The organism is Pseudomonas sp. NBRC 111143, assembly GCF_001320965.1.
GTDB lineage: Bacteria > Pseudomonadota > Gammaproteobacteria > Pseudomonadales > Pseudomonadaceae > Aquipseudomonas > Aquipseudomonas machongensis.
The window spans coordinates 48,710-68,260 of sequence record NZ_BCBT01000014.1 but is presented as its reverse complement, the minus strand read 5'-3'; the positions used below and the strand labels follow the sequence as shown (position 1 = coordinate 68,260).

At 61.5% G+C, this 19,551-nt stretch carries 18 protein-coding genes; 15 read left to right on the top strand and 3 right to left on the bottom strand.

Features of this window, described 5'->3' with window-relative positions:
• The first annotated feature begins 71 nt into the window (after nucleotides 1-71).
• Nucleotides 72-506, top strand: a complete 435-nt coding sequence (locus tag APH44_RS10510; protein ID WP_054892629.1) for a type II toxin-antitoxin system RatA family toxin — start codon at nucleotides 72-74, stop codon at nucleotides 504-506.
• The gene (locus tag APH44_RS10505) at nucleotides 499-801 is read left to right on the top strand and encodes an RnfH family protein (protein ID WP_054892628.1); all 303 of its coding nucleotides are present in this window, start codon (nucleotides 499-501) and stop codon (nucleotides 799-801) included. Before APH44_RS10510 ends, APH44_RS10505 begins: the two co-directional genes overlap by 8 nt.
• 69 nt (nucleotides 802-870) lie before the next feature.
• On the opposite strand, the gene APH44_RS10500 is transcribed toward APH44_RS10505, so the two are convergent.
• Entirely contained in the window at nucleotides 871-1,392 is a 522-nt protein-coding gene (locus tag APH44_RS10500) for an outer membrane protein assembly factor BamE (protein ID WP_054892627.1), read from the bottom strand.
• A gap of 97 nt (nucleotides 1,393-1,489) precedes the next feature.
• Here APH44_RS10500 and fur point away from each other — a divergent pair, with 97 nt between their 5' ends.
• Nucleotides 1,490-1,894 (top strand): ferric iron uptake transcriptional regulator, encoded by a 405-nt coding sequence (fur, locus tag APH44_RS10495; RefSeq protein WP_046788147.1) that lies wholly within the window; start codon nucleotides 1,490-1,492, stop codon nucleotides 1,892-1,894.
• An 80-nt stretch (nucleotides 1,895-1,974) separates the two neighbouring features.
• Here the strand turns inward: fur and recN are convergent, their stop codons facing one another.
• The gene (gene recN, locus APH44_RS10490; protein ID WP_054892626.1) at nucleotides 1,975-3,648 is read right to left on the bottom strand and encodes a DNA repair protein RecN; all 1,674 of its coding nucleotides are present in this window, start codon (nucleotides 3,646-3,648) and stop codon (nucleotides 1,975-1,977) included.
• A 180-nt stretch (nucleotides 3,649-3,828) separates the two neighbouring features.
• Here recN and grpE point away from each other — a divergent pair, with 180 nt between their 5' ends.
• The 8 genes from grpE to APH44_RS10450 all read left to right on the top strand — a co-directional run bounded on the left by grpE (nucleotide 3,829) and on the right by APH44_RS10450 (nucleotide 14,149).
• Entirely contained in the window at nucleotides 3,829-4,383 is a 555-nt protein-coding gene (grpE, locus tag APH44_RS10485) for a nucleotide exchange factor GrpE (protein WP_054892625.1), read from the top strand.
• Between the two features lie 101 nt (nucleotides 4,384-4,484).
• Nucleotides 4,485-6,410 (top strand): molecular chaperone DnaK, encoded by a 1,926-nt coding sequence (gene dnaK / locus APH44_RS10480; RefSeq protein WP_054892624.1) that lies wholly within the window; start codon nucleotides 4,485-4,487, stop codon nucleotides 6,408-6,410.
• Between the two features lie 201 nt (nucleotides 6,411-6,611).
• Nucleotides 6,612-7,736 carry a molecular chaperone DnaJ gene (dnaJ, locus tag APH44_RS10475; RefSeq protein ID WP_054892623.1) on the top strand — a complete coding sequence of 375 codons (1,125 nt, stop codon included), beginning with the start codon at nucleotides 6,612-6,614 and terminating at the stop codon, nucleotides 7,734-7,736.
• A gap of 13 nt (nucleotides 7,737-7,749) precedes the next feature.
• Nucleotides 7,750-8,556 (top strand): 4-hydroxy-tetrahydrodipicolinate reductase, encoded by an 807-nt coding sequence (gene dapB, locus APH44_RS10470; RefSeq protein ID WP_054892622.1) that lies wholly within the window; start codon nucleotides 7,750-7,752, stop codon nucleotides 8,554-8,556.
• A 222-nt stretch (nucleotides 8,557-8,778) separates the two neighbouring features.
• The gene (gene carA, locus APH44_RS10465; RefSeq protein WP_054892621.1) at nucleotides 8,779-9,915 is read left to right on the top strand and encodes a glutamine-hydrolyzing carbamoyl-phosphate synthase small subunit; all 1,137 of its coding nucleotides are present in this window, start codon (nucleotides 8,779-8,781) and stop codon (nucleotides 9,913-9,915) included.
• A 106-nt stretch (nucleotides 9,916-10,021) separates the two neighbouring features.
• A complete protein-coding gene (gene carB / locus APH44_RS10460; protein ID WP_054892620.1) occupies nucleotides 10,022-13,243 on the top strand; it encodes a carbamoyl-phosphate synthase large subunit in 3,222 nt (1,073 codons plus the stop codon).
• Complete coding sequence (greA, locus tag APH44_RS10455) at nucleotides 13,240-13,722, top strand: transcription elongation factor GreA (protein WP_081255197.1); 483 nt, start codon at nucleotides 13,240-13,242, stop codon at nucleotides 13,720-13,722. The genes carB and greA overlap by 4 nt, the downstream gene beginning before the upstream one ends.
• Nucleotides 13,700-14,149 carry an MFS transporter gene (locus tag APH44_RS10450; RefSeq protein WP_081255198.1) on the top strand — a complete coding sequence of 150 codons (450 nt, stop codon included), beginning with the start codon at nucleotides 13,700-13,702 and terminating at the stop codon, nucleotides 14,147-14,149. Before greA ends, APH44_RS10450 begins: the two co-directional genes overlap by 23 nt.
• Before the next feature lie 12 nt (nucleotides 14,150-14,161).
• On the opposite strand, the gene yhbY is transcribed toward APH44_RS10450, so the two are convergent.
• A complete protein-coding gene (gene yhbY / locus APH44_RS10445; RefSeq protein WP_054892619.1) occupies nucleotides 14,162-14,470 on the bottom strand; it encodes a ribosome assembly RNA-binding protein YhbY in 309 nt (102 codons plus the stop codon).
• Nucleotides 14,471-14,572: 102 nt separating this feature from the next.
• Here yhbY and rlmE point away from each other — a divergent pair, with 102 nt between their 5' ends.
• The 4 genes from rlmE (at nucleotide 14,573) to glmM (ending at nucleotide 19,528) form a co-directional block, all read left to right on the top strand.
• Nucleotides 14,573-15,199, top strand: coding sequence for a 23S rRNA (uridine(2552)-2'-O)-methyltransferase RlmE (rlmE, locus tag APH44_RS10440; RefSeq protein WP_054892618.1), 627 nt, complete (start codon nucleotides 14,573-14,575; stop codon nucleotides 15,197-15,199).
• Between the two features lie 203 nt (nucleotides 15,200-15,402).
• The gene (gene ftsH / locus APH44_RS10435; RefSeq protein WP_054892617.1) at nucleotides 15,403-17,310 is read left to right on the top strand and encodes an ATP-dependent zinc metalloprotease FtsH; all 1,908 of its coding nucleotides are present in this window, start codon (nucleotides 15,403-15,405) and stop codon (nucleotides 17,308-17,310) included.
• An 8-nt stretch (nucleotides 17,311-17,318) separates the two neighbouring features.
• Entirely contained in the window at nucleotides 17,319-18,170 is an 852-nt protein-coding gene (gene folP / locus APH44_RS10430) for a dihydropteroate synthase (protein ID WP_054892616.1), read from the top strand.
• Nucleotides 18,171-18,187: 17 nt separating this feature from the next.
• Entirely contained in the window at nucleotides 18,188-19,528 is a 1,341-nt protein-coding gene (glmM, locus tag APH44_RS10425; RefSeq protein ID WP_054892615.1) for a phosphoglucosamine mutase, read from the top strand.
• Nucleotides 19,529-19,551 lie beyond the last annotated feature (23 nt).

Below are 19,551 nucleotides of genomic sequence, written 5' to 3'. Positions count from 1 at the left end.
CTCGTTCCGTTGTACGGAACCGTTCCGAAGCGCTGCGATGCGCTGCCGCCCAGCTTGGAAGTGATGCCTGGATGACTACCCATATTCAACGCTCCGCCCTGCTGCCATACCCTGCCCAGGCGCTCTACGACCTGGTCAACGACGTGGCCAGCTACCCTGAGTTTCTTCCCTGGTGCTCGGACTCGACGGTGCTCGAGGCGAGTGACACGCACATGCGGGCGAAGCTGGAGGTAGCCAAGGGTGGCATGAGCCAGCAGTTCGTCACGCGCAATGTGCTGGTACCGGGGCAATCCATCGAGATGAACCTGGAAGAAGGGCCCTTCACCCAGTTGCATGGTGTGTGGGTGTTCAAGGCGTTGGGCGAGAAAGCCTGCAAGATCAGCCTCGACCTGTCGTTCGATTACGCCGGGCCGCTGGTGCGCGCCACCCTCGGGCCATTGTTCAACCAGGCAGCCAACACCCTCGTCGATGCCTTCTGCCAGCGAGCCAAGCAGCTGCATGGCTGAGACGCTGGGTATCGAGGTGGCTTACGCGACTGCGGCACGCCAGTGGCTGCTGGCGTGCCGGGTGCCGCAGGGCGTGACGCTGCGTGAGGCCTTGCGCTTGTCTGGTATCGCTGCGCAAGTGCCAGGGCTGGATATTGAAAGCTGCCCGGTGGGCGTGTTCGGCAAGGTCGTTGCCGATCCGCAGCAGCGTCAGGTAGAGGAGGGCGAGCGCCTGGAAATCTACCGGCCGCTGCTGATCGACCCGAAGGCGATGCGCAGACAGCGAGCCGAAAAGGCCAAGGCTGCACGCGGGTAAGGTTGTTGCTGTATGCGCTGCGCAATAAAAAGCCCGGACCATGTCCGGGCTTTTTCATGGGCCATGCCGTTATTGCGGCGAGGTCTCCAGGGGAGCCGGTGTGGGCACCGGTGTCGTCTCGATGGTGTCGATTTCACGCTGGATCGACTCTTCCGTCGAGCCGGCCTTGGCTGGCTTCTCTGGCTGTTGAGACGGCTGGTTGGCCGGGCTGACGGTCGTGGTGCTGCTGCCGCCCAGAATTTCCTGGTCGCGGCTCACGCCCGGCATGAAGTCGCCGGACAGGCTGACCAGTTGGTCGCTTTCGTTGAAGAAGATGCTCATGCGCTCCTGCTGGCGCTTACCGCCGCCAGGCTGGATGCTGTAGAGATAATCCCAGCGATTGGTGTTGAAGGTGTCCTGCAGCAGCGGGTTGCCCATGATAAACCTTACTTGCCGTCGGGTCATTCCGGGGCGCAATTGGTCTATCATGTCCTGCGTGACGACATTGCCCTGCTGGATGTCGATTTTGTAAACCCCGGGAAACGAGCAACCGGCGAGTGCGAGCAGTCCCACGAGGGTGAGGCTGGTTAGCAAGAGCTTGGTGTTTTGCATCGGTGGGCGACTTCCACTATCTTGGCTGGACAACGTAAACCCCGATCATACCCGTATTAAGAGAAGCTGCGAAGCAGCATCGGCGAGAAAGCTGACCATGGTTGAAAATAGCGAATTGCGCAAAGCCGGTCTCAAGGTGACCCTGCCTCGAGTCAAGATCCTTCAGATGCTCGATTCGACCGAGCAGCGTCACATGAGCGCCGAGGATGTCTACAAGGCGCTGATGGAAGCAGGTGAGGATGTCGGTCTGGCGACCGTCTACCGTGTACTGACCCAGTTCGAAGCAGCGGGTCTGGTGGTTCGCCACAACTTCGATGGCGGCCACGCGGTGTTCGAGCTGGCCGATGGCGGCCACCACGACCATATGGTCAACGTGGATACCAGCGAAGTGATCGAATTCATGGATGCGGAGATCGAGCGCCGCCAGAAAGAGATCGTGGCCGAGCATGGCTACGAGCTCGTGGACCACAATCTGGTCCTGTATGTGCGTAAGAAAAAGTAACGATTTCGATCGTTATGAACAGCAAAGGCGACCTTCGGGTCGCCTTTGTGCTTTCTGCCACAGGTGAGAAGTGTGCTGCCTCAGGCCTTGCCGCTAACCACCATCTTGCGTGCATGCGCCAGGGATTCCTTGGTCAGGTCTATCCCGCCCAGCATGCGTGCCACTTCTTCGACCCGCTCACGTTTGCCGAGGCTGGCCACGGCTGTATGGGTGGTGTCGCTGTTGCGCACCTTGTGCACGAACAGGTGGTGGTGCCCTTGGGCTGCAACCTGCGGCAGGTGAGTGACGGTCAGGACCTGGCCGCGCTCACCCAGGCGGCGCAACAATTGGCCGACGATCTCGGCGGTCGGGCCGCCGATGCCCACGTCCACTTCGTCAAAGACCAGCGTGGGAATGCGCGAGGTTTGTGCGGTGATGACCTGAATCGCCAGGCTGATGCGTGACAGCTCGCCTCCCGACGCCACCTTGGCCAGGCCCTTGAGCGGCTGGCCGGGGTTGGCGCTGACCAGCAGCTCGATCTGCTCCAGCCCGTGGGGCGAAAGCTCATCGCTCTCGTTGGGCGACAGCTCGATGCAGAAGCGCCCGCCAGGCATGCCCAGGCGCTGGATCTCCTGCTCGACCGCCACCGCCAGTTGCGCTGCGGCCTGGCGGCGCAGGTTGCTGAGCTCGACGGCCTTCTCTTTATAGTGCTGTGCATAGGCGGCCAGTTCGCCGCCCAGGCGCTCGATGGATTCATCGCTGGCGTTGAGCCCTTCGAGCTCCTCCATGAGGCGCTGTTGCAGGTGTGGCAGCTCGCTCGGGTGCACGCGGTGCTTGCGAGCGAGCGTATAAAGGGTGTCGAGCCGCTCTTCCAGCGCCTGCAGGCGCAGAGGGTCGGCGTCGAAGTTGTCGAGGAAGCGGTTGAGCTCGCCAACCGCTTCCTCGATCTGGATCTGCGCACTGGCGATCAGATTGACGGCCTCGCCCAATGCCTTGGGTGCATTGTTCACGGCGGTCAGGCGATTGAGGCTGACCGTCAGGGCGCTGAGCACGTTGCCGGAGTCGCTTTCGCTGCATTGATCGATGACCTGTCGGCAGATACCGAACAGGGCTTCGGCATTGGTCAGGTTCTTGTGCTCGTGCTCAAGCTGTTCCAGCTCGTTTTCGCCCAGGCCCAGATTGTCGAGCTCTTCGAGCTGGTAGCTCAGCAGCTGATGACGGGCGCGTTGCTCATCGCCGGAGTTGGACAGACGCTCCAGCTCCAGGCGGGTCTGGCGCCAGCGCTGGGCCGCCAGTTGCACCTGGCGGGCTAGGTCGGTGGCGCCGGCGTACTCGTCGACCAGGCGACGATGCGTATCGGTCTTGAGGAGCGACTGGTGTTCGTGCTGGCTGTGGATGTCGATCAGCAACTCACCGAGTGCCTTGAGGTCGCCGAGCGGGCAAGGGGTGCCGTTGATGTAGCCGCGGCTGCGGCCTTCGGCGGTGATCACTCGGCGCAGGATACATGGGCCGTCGTTGTCGAGGTCGCGCTCTGCCAGCCAGGTTCGGGCTTCGGGGATGTCGATCAGGTCGAAGGTGGCAAGCAGGTCGGCCTTGTCGGCGCCCGGGCGCACCACGCCGCTGTCGGCACGATCGCCCAGCGCCAGGCCGAGCGCGTCGAGCATGATCGACTTGCCGGCGCCCGTTTCGCCGGTGATCACCGACATCCCGCGGGCGAGTTCGAGGTCGAGGTGCTCGACGATGGCGTAGTTGTGAATGGACAGGTGCACCAGCATGAGGGCCGCTCCCGAAGGTCATGTCTGGTTATTTATACAGTACTTTTTTCGCGTGTGCCAATGCCCGCCTGTTGAATGTGGAAATGCTGCTCGCCCCTTGAACCTGGTTTTTCCGACCCCATATAACCGGCAGACAAGGCAGGCATGACCTGTAACCAGAAATTGCGGAGGAGAGCACCGATGGCTGACGAACAGCTGGATGAACAAAACCTTAACGCCGAAGAAGCCGGATCCGAAGACCTCGGTGCCCGCGTCCAGGTGCTCGAGGAGCAGCTGGCCGCCGCCAAGGATCAGTCGCTGCGTGTGGCGGCAGACCTGCAGAACATCCGCCGTCGTGCCGAGCAGGATGTCGAGAAGGCTCACAAGTTCGCCTTGGAGAAATTCGCTGGCGACCTGCTGCCGGTGATCGACAGCCTGGAGCTGGCCCTGACCCACTCCAGCGCCGATGACGAAAACGTCAAGCAGATCCGCGAAGGTGTCGAGCTGACCCTGAAGATGTTCCAGGACACACTCAAGCGCTACAACCTCGAAGCCGTCGATCCTCATGGCCAGCCATTCAACCCTGAGCATCACCAGGCCATGGCCATGCAGGAAAACGCCGAGGTAGAGCCGAACAGCGTGCTCAACGTGTTCCAGAAGGGTTATCTGCTCAACGGTCGTCTGCTGCGCCCCGCCATGGTGGTGGTCAGCAAGGCGCCGGCAGCGCCCCAGCCTTCCATCGATGAAAAGGCTTGAAATCCACCGGGGCATCCCCATCTAGGTGTCAAGCCTTCAAGTATTACCGCAGTTGGCCAAAGTAGTCGCTGCTACCAAATTCAAGTTTCGGGAGAGTTAACATGGGCAAAATCATCGGTATCGACCTGGGGACGACCAACTCGTGCGTCTCCATTCTGGAAAACGGTAACGTCAAGGTCATCGAGAACGCCGAAGGTGCGCGTACCACCCCTTCGATCGTGGCCTACGCCAACGACGGCGAAATCCTGGTTGGCCAGTCGGCCAAGCGCCAGGCCGTCACCAACCCGCACAACACCCTGTTCGCAGTGAAGCGCCTGATCGGCCGCCGCTTCGAAGAAGACGTCGTGCAGAAAGACATCAAGCTGGTGCCTTATAAGATCGTCAAGGCCGGCAACGGTGACGCCTGGGTCGAGGCTGCTGGCAAGGAAATGGCTCCGCCGCAGATCAGCGCCGAAGTCCTGAAGAAGATGAAGAAGACCGCCGAAGACTACCTCGGCGAGCCTGTCACCGAAGCGGTCATCACCGTTCCGGCCTACTTCAACGACAGCCAGCGCCAGGCTACCAAGGATGCCGGTCGCATCGCCGGTCTGGACGTCAAGCGCATCATCAACGAACCGACCGCAGCTGCACTGGCTTATGGCATGGACAAGGCCAAGGGCGACCACACCGTCATCGTCTATGACCTGGGTGGTGGTACCTTCGACGTGTCGGTCATCGAAATCGCCGAAGTCGACGGTGAGCATCAGTTCGAAGTACTGGCCACCAACGGTGACACCTTCCTGGGTGGCGAAGACTTCGACATGCGCCTGATCGACTACCTCGTCGACGAGTTCAAGAAAGAGTCCGGCATGGACCTGAAGAACGATCCGCTGGCGCTGCAGCGTCTGAAAGAAGCCGCTGAAAAGGCCAAGATCGAGCTGTCTTCCGCCCAGTCGACCGACGTCAACCTGCCGTACATCACTGCTGATGCAACCGGTCCGAAGCACCTGAACGTGAAGATCTCCCGCGCCAAGCTGGAGTCGCTGGTCGAAGACCTGGTCAGCCGTACTATCGAGCCTTGCCGCATCGCCCTGAAAGATGCCGGTATCGATGCGAGCAAGATCGACGACGTGATCCTGGTCGGTGGCCAGACCCGTATGCCGCTGGTACAGAAAGCGGTCGCCGATTTCTTCGGCAAGGAAGCGCGCAAGGACGTCAACCCGGACGAAGCCGTTGCCATGGGTGCTGCCATCCAGGGCGCCGTACTGGCCGGTGACGTGAAGGACGTCCTGTTGCTCGACGTCAGCCCGCTGACCCTGGGTATCGAAACCATGGGTGGCGTGATGACTGCGCTGATCGAGAAGAACACCACCATCCCGACCAAGAAGTCGCAGGTGTTCTCGACTGCCGACGACAACCAGGGTGCAGTGACCATCCACGTCCTGCAGGGCGAGCGCAAGCAGGCCGCGCAGAACAAGTCGCTGGGCAAGTTCGACCTGTCGGACATCCCGCCAGCTCCGCGTGGCGTTCCACAGATCGAAGTGACCTTCGACATCGACGCCAACGGCATCCTGCACGTAGGCGCCAAAGACAAGGCCACCGGCAAGGCTCAGTCGATCGTGATCAAGGCCAACTCCGGCCTGTCGGACGAAGAGATCGAGCGCATGGTGCGTGACGCCGAGGCCAACGCCGAGGAGGACCGCAAGTTCGAAGAGCTGGCCGCTGCCCGCAACCAGGGTGATGCGCTGGTTCACTCGACCCGCAAGATGGTCGTCGACGCCGGTGACAAGGCTACTGCCGAGGAAAAGGCTGCGATCGAAGCTGCCGTGGTTGCCCTGGAAGCCGCCGTCAAGGGCGACGACAAGGCCGCCATCGACGCCAAGGTCGAGGAGCTGTCCAAAGTCTCCGCGCCAGTTGCCCAGAAGATGTATGCCGAGCAACAGGCTCAGCAGCCTCAAGGCGGCGCCCAGCAGGCCGAGCCGGAAGCCAAGCACGATGACGTGGTTGACGCCGAGTTCGAGGAAGTGAAAGACAACAACAAGCAGTAATGCTTGCATGTTGTCGGCCAGTTCATCGCCATTGGTCGGTGAACTGGTAGGATGTCGCCGCGCGGGGGCTTGCTCCCGCGTTGGCGTGTCTGGAACACGGGAAATATTTCCAGCATCTGTCAGGGCGCATCAGGCGTGTTGCGGCAGGTGCTGACGGCACGGTGCACAGATGCCGAAAGCCCTCAAGAGTGCAAATGACCTATGGCAAAGCGTGATTTTTATGAGGTCCTGGGTGTCGAGCGCGGCGCCAGCGAAGGTGACCTCAAGAAGGCCTATCGCCGCCTGGCGATGAAGTTTCACCCAGACCGCAACCCGGGCGACAAAGAGTCGGAAGAGAAATTCAAGGAGGCCAATGAGGCCTATGAAGTGCTCTCCGACGCCAGCAAGCGCGCCGCCTACGATCAGTACGGCCATGCCGGTGTCGACCCGAGCATGGGTGGCGGTGGTGCCGGCTTCGGCGGCGCCAACTTCTCCGATATCTTCGGCGACGTCTTCAGCGACTTCTTCGGCGGTGGCCGGGGCGGTGGTCGTGGCGGCGCCCAGCGCGGCAGTGACCTGCGTTACACCCTGGAGTTGAACCTGGAAGAGGCGGTGCGTGGCACCACGGTCAATATCCGTGTGCCGACGCTGGTCAACTGCGCGCCGTGCGATGGTACCGGCGCCAAGAAGGGCTCGACGCCGTCGACCTGCCCGACTTGTGGCGGTATCGGCCAGGTGCGCATGCAGCAAGGGTTTTTCTCGGTGCAGCAGACCTGCCCGCGTTGCCATGGCTCGGGCAAGATCATCACTGACCCGTGCAACTCCTGCCACGGCGAAGGCCGTGTCGAGGAATACAAGACCCTGTCGGTCAAGGTGCCGGCGGGTGTCGATACGGGTGACCGCATCCGCCTGTCTGGCGAGGGCGAGGCCGGGGCGCATGGTGGCCCGACCGGCGACCTGTATGTGGTCATCAGTGTCCGTGAGCACTCGATCTTCCAGCGCGATGGCAAGCACCTGTATTGCGAAGTGCCGATCAGCTACACCGATGCGGCGCTCGGTGGCGAGCTGGAAGTGCCGACACTGGACGGCCGGGTCAAGCTGAAGATCCCGGAAGGCACCCAGACCGGCAAGCAGTTCCGTCTGCGCGGCAAGGGCGTGGCCCCGGTGCGTGGTGGTGCGGCGGGCGACCTGTTGTGCCGCGTCGCGGTCGAGACACCGGTCAACCTGAGTCGCCGCCAGCGCGAGCTGCTTGAAGAACTGCGTGATTCGCTCGATGGCGACAGCTCCCATTCGCCCAAGGCCAGTGGTTGGTTCGAGGGTATGAAGCGCTTCTTCGGCGATCTCTGACAAGGAACAGGCTATGCGACGTATTGCAGTGATGGGTGCGGCAGGGCGGATGGGCAAGATCCTCATCGAAGCCGTGCAGCAGCAGGCTCCTCAGGCGGGCCTGACGGCAGCGATTGATCGCCCGGACAGCACCCTGGTGGGGGCTGACGCCGGCGAGCTCGCGGCGTTGGGCCGTATCGGCGTACCGATTTCCGATGACCTGACCAAGGTCGCCGACGAGTTCGATGTGCTCATCGACTTCACTCACCCCTCGGTGACCCTGAAGAACCTGGCGTTCTGCCGCAAGGCAGGCAAGGCCATGGTCATCGGTACCACCGGTTTTTCGCAGGACGAAAAGGCCCTGCTGGTGGAGGCGGGCAAGGAGATTCCGATCGTCTTCGCTGCCAACTTCAGCATTGGCGTCAATCTGTGCCTGAAGTTGCTCGATACTGCTGCGCGGGTACTGGGTGACGAGGTGGACATCGAGATCATCGAGGCTCACCACCGGCACAAGGTCGACGCGCCTTCGGGTACTGCGCTGCGCATGGGTGAGGTGGTTGCCCAGGCGTTGGGTCGCGATCTGCAGGAAGTGGCTGTCTATGGTCGTGAGGGTCAGACCGGCGCGCGCAAGCGCGAGACCATCGGTTTTGCCACCGTGCGTGCCGGTGATGTGGTCGGCGATCACACCGTGCTGTTCGCGGCAGAGGGTGAGCGTGTCGAGATCACCCACAAGGCCTCGAGCCGCATGACCTTTGCCAAGGGGGCCGTGCGCGCGTCGCTGTGGCTCGATGGGCGCGAACCTGGGCTGTACGACATGCAGGATGTGCTCGAGCTGCATTGAGCCGTCACTGCCGACGTCGTTCTGTCGCAATCATGTGTTTTAGAGGCACATATGCGGTAGACCGAAACCTCACTTTTCTGTAAACTACAGCTTTAGTGTATCCACTAAAAGCGCGCAGAGAATTGAATTCAGCACATAAAAGCGGGGTGACGTATCCATACGGCACTCCGCTTTTTTGCAACCTGCGATCGCCCCTTCATGCGTCATTTACGGGAGGTCTTCTTGACAAAGCCAGCCATACTCGCCCTTGCTGATGGCAGCATTTTTCGCGGTGAGGCCATTGGGGCCGACGGGCAAACCGTTGGTGAGGTGGTGTTCAACACCGCTATGACCGGCTACCAGGAAATCCTTACAGACCCTTCCTACGCCCAGCAAATCGTTACCCTGACTTACCCGCACATCGGCAATACCGGCACCACCGCCGAAGACGCCGAGTCCGATCGCGTCTGGTCCGCAGGCCTGGTGATTCGCGACCTGCCGCTGCTGGCCAGCAACTGGCGTAACACCCAGTCCCTGCCGGACTACCTCAAGGCCAACAATGTCGTGGCCATCGCCGGTATCGATACCCGTCGCCTGACCCGCATCCTGCGTGAGAAAGGCGCACAGAACGGCTGCATCCTGGCCGGTGACGATATCAGCGAAGAGGCCGCCATCGCGGCTGCACGTGCCTTCCCGGGCCTCAAGGGCATGGACCTGGCCAAAGTGGTCAGCACCAAGGAGCGCTACGAGTGGCGTTCCAGCGTGTGGGAGCTGAAGACCGACAGCCACCCGACCCTCGAAGCGTCCGAGCTGCCGTATCATGTCGTCGCCTACGACTACGGCGTCAAGCTGAACATCCTGCGCATGCTGGTTGCTCGCGGCTGCCGCGTGACCGTGGTACCTGCCCAGACGCCGGCAAGCGAAGTGCTGGCCCTCAACCCTGACGGCGTGTTCCTGTCCAACGGCCCTGGCGATCCCGAGCCGTGCGACTACGCGATCCAGGCGATCAAAGAGATTCTCGAGACCGAGACTCCGGTGTTCGGCATCTGTCTCGGCCACCAGTTGCTGGCCCTGGCCTCCGGTGCCAAGACCGTCAAGATGGGGCACGGCCACCACGGTGCCAACCACCCGGTCCAGGACCTGGATACCGGTGTGGTCATGATCACCAGCCAGAACCACGGTTTCGCCGTCGACGAAGCCACCCTGCCGGGCAATGTGCGCGCCATCCACAAGTCGCTATTCGACGGCACCCTGCAGGGTATCGAGCGTACCGACAAGAGCGCGTTCAGCTTCCAGGGCCACCCTGAAGCGAGCCCAGGCCCGACCGATGTCGCGCCACTGTTCGATCGTTTCATCGATGCCATGGCCAAGCGCCGCTGAGCATCCTGCATCAAGGCCCCGGACCGGCACGCGCCGAGTCCGGAAGCGCCTGACCCAGATTGTTCAAGACGGCTTGCCGACTGACCCGCGGATTTGAGTGACAACCATGCCAAAACGTACAGACATCAAAAGCATCCTGATTCTCGGCGCTGGCCCGATCGTTATCGGCCAGGCCTGCGAATTCGACTATTCCGGCGCCCAGGCCTGTAAAGCCCTGCGCGAGGAAGGTTTCCGCGTCATCCTGGTGAACTCCAACCCGGCCACCATCATGACCGACCCGGCCATGGCCGACGCCACCTACATCGAGCCGATCAAGTGGCAATCGGTGGCCAAGATCATCGAAAAGGAGCGCCCTGACGCGGTGCTGCCAACCATGGGCGGCCAGACGGCACTGAACTGTGCCCTGGACCTGGAGCGCCACGGCGTTCTGGAAAAGTTCGGTGTAGAGATGATCGGTGCCAACGCCGACACCATCGACAAGGCCGAAGACCGTTCGCGCTTCGACAAGGCGATGAAGGACATCGGCCTGGAGTGCCCGCGCTCCGGTATCGCCCACAGCATGGAAGAGGCGTACGCGGTTCTCGAGAAACTGGGCTTCCCGTGCATCATCCGTCCTTCGTTCACCATGGGTGGCACCGGTGGCGGCATCGCCTACAACCGTGAAGAATTCGAAGAAATCTGCACCCGTGGCCTGGACCTGTCGCCGACCAAGGAACTGCTGATCGACGAGTCGCTGATCGGCTGGAAGGAATACGAGATGGAGGTGGTCCGCGACAAGAAGGACAACTGCATCATCGTGTGCTCCATCGAGAACTTCGACCCGATGGGCGTGCACACCGGTGACTCCATCACCGTTGCTCCCGCACAGACCCTGACCGACAAGGAATACCAGATCATGCGCAACGCCTCGCTGGCGGTGCTGCGTGAGATCGGCGTCGAAACCGGCGGTTCCAACGTGCAGTTCGGTATCTGCCCGAACACCGGCCGCATGGTCGTGATCGAGATGAACCCGCGGGTTTCGCGCTCGTCCGCCCTGGCTTCGAAAGCGACTGGCTTCCCGATCGCCAAGATCGCCGCCAAGCTGGCCATCGGCTACACCCTGGACGAACTGCAGAATGACATCACCGGTGGTCGTACCCCGGCGTCCTTCGAGCCGTCCATCGACTACGTCGTTACCAAACTGCCACGCTTCGCCTTCGAGAAATTCCCGAAAGCCGACGCCCGCCTGACCACCCAGATGAAGTCGGTCGGTGAAGTCATGGCCATTGGCCGTACCTTCCAGGAGTCCCTGCAGAAAGCCCTGCGCGGCCTGGAAGTTGGCGCCTGCGGCCTGGACCCGAAAGTCGACCTGGCCAGCGCCGATGCTGCCAGCATGCTCAAACGCGAACTGACCGTACCGGGCGCCGAGCGTATCTGGTACGTGGCTGACGCCATCCGCTCGGGCATGACTATCGAAGCAATCTTCGAGCTGACCGGTATCGACCTGTGGTTCCTGGTGCAGATGGAAGATCTGATCAAGGAAGAAGAGAAGGTCAAGACCCTGGCCCTGTCGGCCATCGACAAGGACTACATGCTGCGCCTCAAGCGCAAGGGCTTCTCGGATCAGCGCCTGGCCAAGCTGCTCGGCATCACTGACAAGAACCTGCGTCGTCACCGCCACAAGCTGGAAGTGTTCCCGGTCTACAAGCGCGTCGACACCTGCGCGGCCGAGTTCGCCACCGACACCGCCTACCTGTACTCCACCTACGAGGAAGAGTGCGAGGCCAACCCGTCGACCCGCGACAAGATCATGATCCTGGGTGGTGGCCCGAACCGTATCGGCCAAGGTATCGAGTTCGACTACTGCTGCGTACACGCAGCCCTTGCCCTGCGTGAAGACGGTTACGAGACCATCATGGTCAACTGCAACCCGGAAACCGTCTCCACCGACTACGACACCTCCGATCGCCTGTACTTCGAGCCGCTGACCCTGGAAGACGTGCTGGAAGTCTGCCGCGTCGAGAAGCCGAAGGGCGTGATCGTCCATTACGGCGGCCAGACCCCGCTGAAACTGGCCCGTGCCCTGGAAGAAGCCGGTGTGCCGATCATCGGTACCAGCCCGGACGCCATCGACCGCGCCGAAGACCGCGAGCGCTTCCAGCAGATGGTGCAGCGCCTGAACCTGCTGCAGCCGCCAAACGCCACCGTGCGCAGCGAAGAAGAAGCCATCAACGCTGCTGGTGGCATCGGCTACCCACTGGTCGTGCGCCCGTCGTACGTCCTGGGTGGTCGCGCCATGGAGATCGTCTACGAGCTGGACGAGCTCAAGCGCTACCTGCGCGAAGCGGTCCAGGTGTCCAACGACAGCCCAGTGCTGCTCGACCACTTCCTCAACTGCGCCATCGAGATGGACGTGGACGCTGTCTGCGACGGCACCGACGTGGTGATCGGCGCGATCATGCAGCACATCGAACAGGCTGGCGTTCACTCCGGTGACTCGGCGTGCTCGCTGCCACCTTACTCGCTGAGCCAGCAAGTGCAGGACGAAGTCCGCGAACAGGTCAAGAAAATGGCCCTGGAACTGGGCGTTGTCGGCCTGATGAACGTGCAGCTGGCTCTGCAGGGCGACAAGATCTACGTGATCGAAGTCAACCCGCGCGCCTCGCGTACCGTACCGTTCGTGTCCAAGTGCATCGGCACCTCGCTGGCGATGATCGCGGCCCGCGTCATGGCTGGTAAAACTCTCAAGGAGCTGGGCTTCACCCAGGAAATCATCCCGAACTTCTACAGCGTCAAGGAAGCCGTCTTCCCGTTCGCCAAGTTCCCAGGGGTTGACCCGATCCTCGGCCCTGAGATGAAATCGACCGGTGAAGTCATGGGTGTCGGTGACAGCTTCGGTGAAGCCTTCGCCAAGGCCCAGATGGGTGCCAGCGAAGTGCTGCCGACCGGCGGTACCGCGTTCATCAGCGTGCGTGACGACGACAAGCCACAAGTGGCTGGCGTTGCCCGCGACCTGATCGCCCTGGGCTTCGAAGTGGTTGCTACTGCCGGCACCGCCAAGGTTATCGAAGCGGCTGGCCTGAAAGTGCGCCGTGTGAACAAGGTGACCGAAGGTCGTCCGCACGTGGTCGACATGATCAAGAACGACGAAGTGTCGCTGATCATCAACACCACCGAAGGCCGCCAGTCGATCGCCGATTCCTACTCGATTCGTCGCAATGCGCTGCAGCACAAGATCTACTGCACGACCACCATTGCGGCAGGTGAAGCCATCTGCGAGGCGCTGAAATTCGGTCCCGAGAAGACCGTTCGTCGCCTGCAGGATCTGCATGCAGGACTCAAAGCATGAGCATTACCAAGTACCCGATGACCGTCCAGGGCGCTCGCGCCCTGGAAGAAGAGCATTTGTTCCTGAGCAAGACCGAGCGTCCACGTCTGAGCCAGGCGATCGGCGAGGCTCGTGAGCTCGGCGATCTCAAGGAAAATGCCGAGTACCACGCCGCCCGTGAGGAGCAGGGCATGGTCGAGGCGCGTATCCGCGACATCGAAGGGCGTCTGCAGAACTCGGTGGTGATCGATGTCACCACCATCGCCCATACCGGCAAGGTGATTTTCGGGACCACCGTGGATCTGGAGAATACCGAGACCGGCGATCAGGTGACCTACCAGATCGTTGGCGAGGATGAAGCGGACATCAAGAAAGGCAAGCTCTCGGCGAGCGCGCCTATCGCCCGTGCCATCATTGGCAAGGAAGAGGGTGATACGGTCGTGGTCAAGACGCCGAGCGGCACCGTCGAGTACGAGATTGTCGAAGTCAAGCACATCTGATCGGCGCCAGCGCGCGCCGTCCCTCGAGGGCATCCTCTGGCAACTGGCCCAGGTATTCTGGGTCGGTGGCCTGTGGGTGTTTCATGTGGGGCTGGTGCCGGCGCTGAAGGTCAGCGGCCTTGCGCCATTATTGGTGCAGGACATCGCCGGGCAGATCGATCGCTGGTTGATCGGCGTGGCGCTGCTCGGGCTGTTGACCCAGTTGGCAGTGCTGGCGAGGGTGGATGGCCTGGCGGCTTGGTGGCGGCAGTTCCGCGGCCAGATGCTGTTGCTCGGCTTTGGTGCCTGTGTCGGCTACTACACGCTGCGCTACGGGATTTCCGTAGGGGAGCGCTGGCAGATGTTCTGTTTCCTGGTGCTGGGCTTTTCTGGCATCGTGCTGGTGGCCCAGCCGGTCCCGGTCAGGGTGCGCAAGGCGCGCCACTGACCGGCGCCACCCTTACTTGTAGCGGTGGATGTTGGACAGCTGCTTGTTCGGCTGTGGGTTCTTGCGATAGATCAGTGCCTTCTTGCCAATGGTCTGTACCAGCTCGGCACGGCCTGCCTTGCACAGTTCGGCAATAGCGGCGGCGCGCTCTTCGCGATCTTCCGAGCGAATTTCGACCTTGATCAGCTCGTGATCGGCCAGCGCACGCTCCAGTTCGGCGATTACGCCTTCATTCAAGCCGTTACCGGCAACGATCAGGACCGGTTTCAGGTCGTGACCAATAGACTTGTACTGTTTCTTCTGCTCGTTATTGAGCGGCATAATCTGACCCTTTTCGTCTGATTCTGTAAAATTGGTGGCCATTTTACCCGAGGGCCACTGGCTCCGCCCAGTCAATCACGACGCTAATCATCGAGGTGCCCCGTGGCGCAGCGTTCCAAAAGCAGCCATAACTGGCTGAGAGAGCATTTCAACGATCCCTTCGTCAAGCAGGCGCAGAAGGACGGCTACCGCTCGCGTGCGAGCTACAAACTGCTGGAGATCCAGGAAAAGGACCGCCTCATCCGCCCCGGCATGAGCGTTATCGACCTTGGAGCGGCACCGGGCGGCTGGTCGCAGGTGACCAGTCGTCTGATTGGTGGTCAAGGACGTCTGATTGCCTCCGACATCCTGGAAATGGACTCGATCCCTGACGTGACCTTCATCCAGGGCGATTTCACCCAGGATTCGGTACTCGAGCAGATTCTCCAGGCGGTCGGCGATTCGCATGTGGACCTTGTGATTTCCGATATGGCCCCCAATATGAGTGGTACGCCCGCTGTGGACATGCCGCGAGCCATGTTCCTTTGCGAACTCGCCCTGGATCTGGCAACCCGTGTGCTCAAGCCCGGTGGTGACTTCCTGATCAAGATTTTCCAGGGAGAAGGCTTCGATGTGTACCTCAAGGACGTGCGCAGCAAGTTCGACAAGGTACAGATGCGCAAGCCGTCGTCCTCTCGGGATCGGTCCCGTGAACAGTACTTGCTGGCCAGGGGGTACAAGGGCGAGTGAGCGGGCGCTTGCGGGCTGGCCGATAGTTATTTCCAATCGGCCGCGGCCTCAGGATCGTCCGAACTTCGTGTAGTCTAGGTTTCACAAAGGGTTACAGACGGTGCCTGCGGATGCGCAGGTAATGTAGTAAGTTAGGGCGGTGAATATCATGCGAGGCACGGCTGCGTCGTGCGCCGACCTCAGAGGGTAGCTAATTGAACGACATGGCAAAGAATCTGATCCTGTGGTTGATCATCGCGGCTGTCCTCGTGACGGTGATGAACAACTTCTCCAGCCCTAACGAGCCGCAGACCCTCAACTATTCCGACTTCATCCAGCAGGTCAAGGACGGTAAGGTCGAGCGTGTGACCGTCGACGGCGCCGTCATCACCGGCAAGCGTACCGATGGCGACAACTTCAAGACCGTTCGTCCGGCCATCGCCGACAACGGCCTGATCGGCGACCTGGTCGACAATCATGTCGTGATCGAAGGCAAGCAACCCGAACAGCAGAGCATCTGGACCCAGCTGCTGGTCGCCAGCTTCCCGATCCTCGTGATCATCGCCGTGTTCATGTTCTTCATGCGCCAGATGCAAGGCGGTGCGGGCGGCAAGGGCGGGCCGATGAGCTTCGGCAAGAGCAAGGCGCGCCTGCTCTCCGAAGACCAGGTGAAAACCACCCTGGCCGATGTCGCGGGTTGCGACGAAGCCAAGGAAGAAGTCGGCGAACTGGTCGAGTTTCTGCGTGATCCAGGCAAATTCCAGCGCCTGGGCGGTCGTATCCCACGTGGCGTGCTGATGGTCGGCCCGCCCGGTACCGGTAAGACCTTGCTGGCCAAGGCCATCGCCGGTGAGGCGAAAGTGCCGTTCTTCACCATTTCCGGTTCCGATTTCGTCGAAATGTTCGTCGGTGTCGGTGCCAGCCGTGTTCGTGACATGTTCGAGCAGGCGAAGAAACACGCGCCGTGCATCATCTTCATCGACGAGATCGACGCTGTCGGTCGCCACCGTGGCGCCGGCATGGGTGGCGGTCACGACGAGCGCGAGCAGACACTGAACCAGTTGCTGGTCGAGATGGATGGCTTCGAGATGAACGATGGCATCATCGTCATCGCTGCGACCAACCGACCTGATGTGCTCGACCCGGCGCTGCTGCGTCCTGGTCGCTTCGACCGCCAGGTGGTGGTGGGCCTGCCGGATATCCGTGGTCGCGAGCAGATTCTCAAGGTGCACATGCGCAAGGTGCCGGTCGGCGAGAACGTCAACGCCGCCGTCATTGCCCGTGGTACCCCCGGCTTCTCCGGTGCCGATCTTGCCAACCTGGTCAACGAGGCGTCGCTGTTCGCCGCTCGCTCCAGCAAGCGCCTGGTCGAGATGAAGGAGTTCGAGCTGGCCAAGGACAAGATCATGATGGGCGCCGAGCGCAAGACCATGGTCATGTCCGAGAAAGAGAAGCAGAACACGGCTTATCACGAGGCCGGTCACGCCATCGTTGGTCGTGTCGTGCCTGAGCATGACCCGGTGTACAAGGTCTCGATCATTCCGCGCGGTCGTGCGCTCGGTGTGACCATGTTCCTGCCCGAGGAAGACCGGTACAGCCTCTCCAAGCGTGCGCTGATCAGCCAGATCTGTTCACTGTACGGCGGCCGTATCGCCGAGGAGATGACCCTGGGCTTCGATGGCGTCACCACGGGTGCGTCCAACGACATCATGCGTGCCAGCCAGATCGCCCGGAACATGGTCACCAAGTGGGGCTTGTCCGAGAAGCTCGGTCCGTTGATGTACGCCGAAGAAGAGGGCGAGGTGTTCCTGGGGCGCAGTGCTGGCAGCCAGCACGCCAGCGTCTCCGGCGAGACCGCCAAGCTGATCGATTCCGAAGTTCGCAGCATCATCGATCAGTGCTATGCCACCGCCAAGCAGATCCTCACCGACAACCGCGACAAGCTTGACGCGATGGCCGAGGCCCTGATGAAGTACGAAACCATCGATGCCGACCAGATCGACGACATCATGGCAGGTCGTACGCCGCGCGAGCCGCGCGACTGGGACAACGATGCCGGTACCTCCGGCAACCAGGCGTCCCAGGGCGATCGTCCAGAGTCGCCGATCGGTGGTCCGGCGGCTCAACACTAAGGGTTCATATGACCTCTCAGCAGTACCCGACCCGGTTGCCTTGCGGCAACCGGGTTCTTGATTTGTCTCGTACCCATGTCATGGGTATTCTCAATGTCACCCCTGATTCATTTTCCGACGGCGGTCGCTTCAGCCGCCGTGACGAGGCCTTGCGCCATGCCGAGGCCATGGTCGCGGCGGGTGCCACGCTTATCGATGTAGGTGGCGAGTCTACTCGTCCCGGCGCTCGCGCAGTGTCGCCCGTCGAGGAGCTTGAGCGGGTCGCTCCGATCGTCGAGGCGATCAGCAGTCGCCTTGATGTCATCATCTCCGTCGATACCTCTACGCCCGCGGTAATGCGCGAGACGGCTCGGCTTGGTGCCGGGCTGATCAATGATGTGCGTGCCCTGGAGCGCGATGGTGCGCTGGATGCTGCGGCCGACACCGGCCTGCCGGTATGCCTGATGCACATGCGCGGTGAGCCGGGTAACATGCAGGACAATCCGCGGTATGACGACGTCACCCAAGAGGTGGCTAGCTATCTGGAGCGGCGTATGGCTGCCTGCGCGGCAGTCGGCATCGGCGCGGAACGAATCATTCTTGATCCGGGCTTCGGGTTCGCCAAAAACCTGGCGCACAACCTGAGCCTGTTCAAGCATATGGAAGCACTCTATCGCTTGGGACGGCCGCTGCTGGTGGGCGTCTCGCGCAAGAGCATGATCGGCCAGGCGCTGGATCGTCCGGTCGGCGAGCGGCTGTACGGCAGCCTCGCACTGGCGGCATTGGCCATGACCATGGGGACGAGCATCCTGCGCGTGCATGATGTGGCCGAGACTGTCGACGTGGTGCGCATGATCGCTGCGGTACAGAGCGCCGAATAAGAACGTTTGGAGTTTCTATGAGCAGAAAATACTTTGGTACCGATGGTATCCGTGGCCGCGTTGGCGAATATCCAATTACTCCCGACTTCATGCTGAAGCTCGGCTGGGCGGCAGGAATGGCCTTCCGCAAGCAGGGCAACTGCCGCGTTCTGGTGGGCAAGGATACCCGTATCTCCGGCTACATGTTCGAGTCGGCTCTGGAGGCCGGCCTCTCGGCTGCCGGCGCTGACGTGATGCTCCTCGGGCCGATGCCGACCCCGGCCATCGCCTACCTGACCCGTACCTTCCATGCTGAAGCGGGTATCGTCATCAGTGCTTCGCACAATCCGCATGATGACAACGGCATCAAGTTCTTCTCGGGCAACGGTACCAAGCTGCCAGACGAGGTCGAGCTGATGATCGAGGAGTTGCTCGATCAGCCGATGAATGTGGTCGAGTCGAGCAAACTGGGCAAGGTTTCTCGCATCAACGACGCTGCCGGTCGCTACATCGAGTTCTGCAAGAGCAGCGTGCCCAGCAGCACTGATTTCGCCGGCCTCAAGTTGGTCGTCGATTGCGCCCATGGTGCCACCTACAAGGTCGCTCCCAGCGTGTTCCGCGAGTTGGGTGCCGATGTCACTGTGCTGCATGCCCAGCCTGATGGCTTGAACATCAACGAGGGCTGTGGTTCCACGCATATCGAGTCGTTGCAGGCGGCCGTGCTGGTGGGGCATGCCGATCTGGGTATTGCCTTCGATGGCGATGGCGACCGGGTGCTGATGGTCGATCATACGGGAGCGATCGTCGACGGTGACGAGTTGCTGTTCATCATTGCCCGCGACCTGCAGGAGCGAGGCAAGCTGCAGGGCGGGGTAGTTGGCACGCTCATGAGTAACCTGGGCCTGGAGCTGGCGCTCAAGGACCTCGACATTCCGTTCGCACGCGCCAAGGTCGGTGACCGCTATGTCATGGCCGAGCTGCTTGAACGCGAATGGCTGCTCGGTGGTGAGAATTCCGGCCATGTGGTGTGCTGCAACCACACCACCACAGGCGACGCGATCATTGCGGCACTGCAGGTGTTGATGGCGCTCAAGCGTCGTGGTGAAAACCTTGCCCAGGCCCGTCAGGCGATTCGCAAATGCCCGCAGGTACTGATCAATGTCCGTTATGCCGCCGGTAGTGCCGATCCGCTGGAAAATCCTGCCGTGCAGGAAGCCAGTGCCAAGGTCACCGAGGCGATGGCTGGCCGTGGCCGTGTGCTGCTGCGCAAGTCCGGGACCGAGCCGCTGCTGCGGGTGATGGTCGAGGGCGACGACGAAAGTCAGGTGCGCGGCCACGCCGAAGCCTTGGCCAAGGTCGTTGCAGAAGTTTGTGCCTGAAAGACGCTTGCCAGCGCGATTCT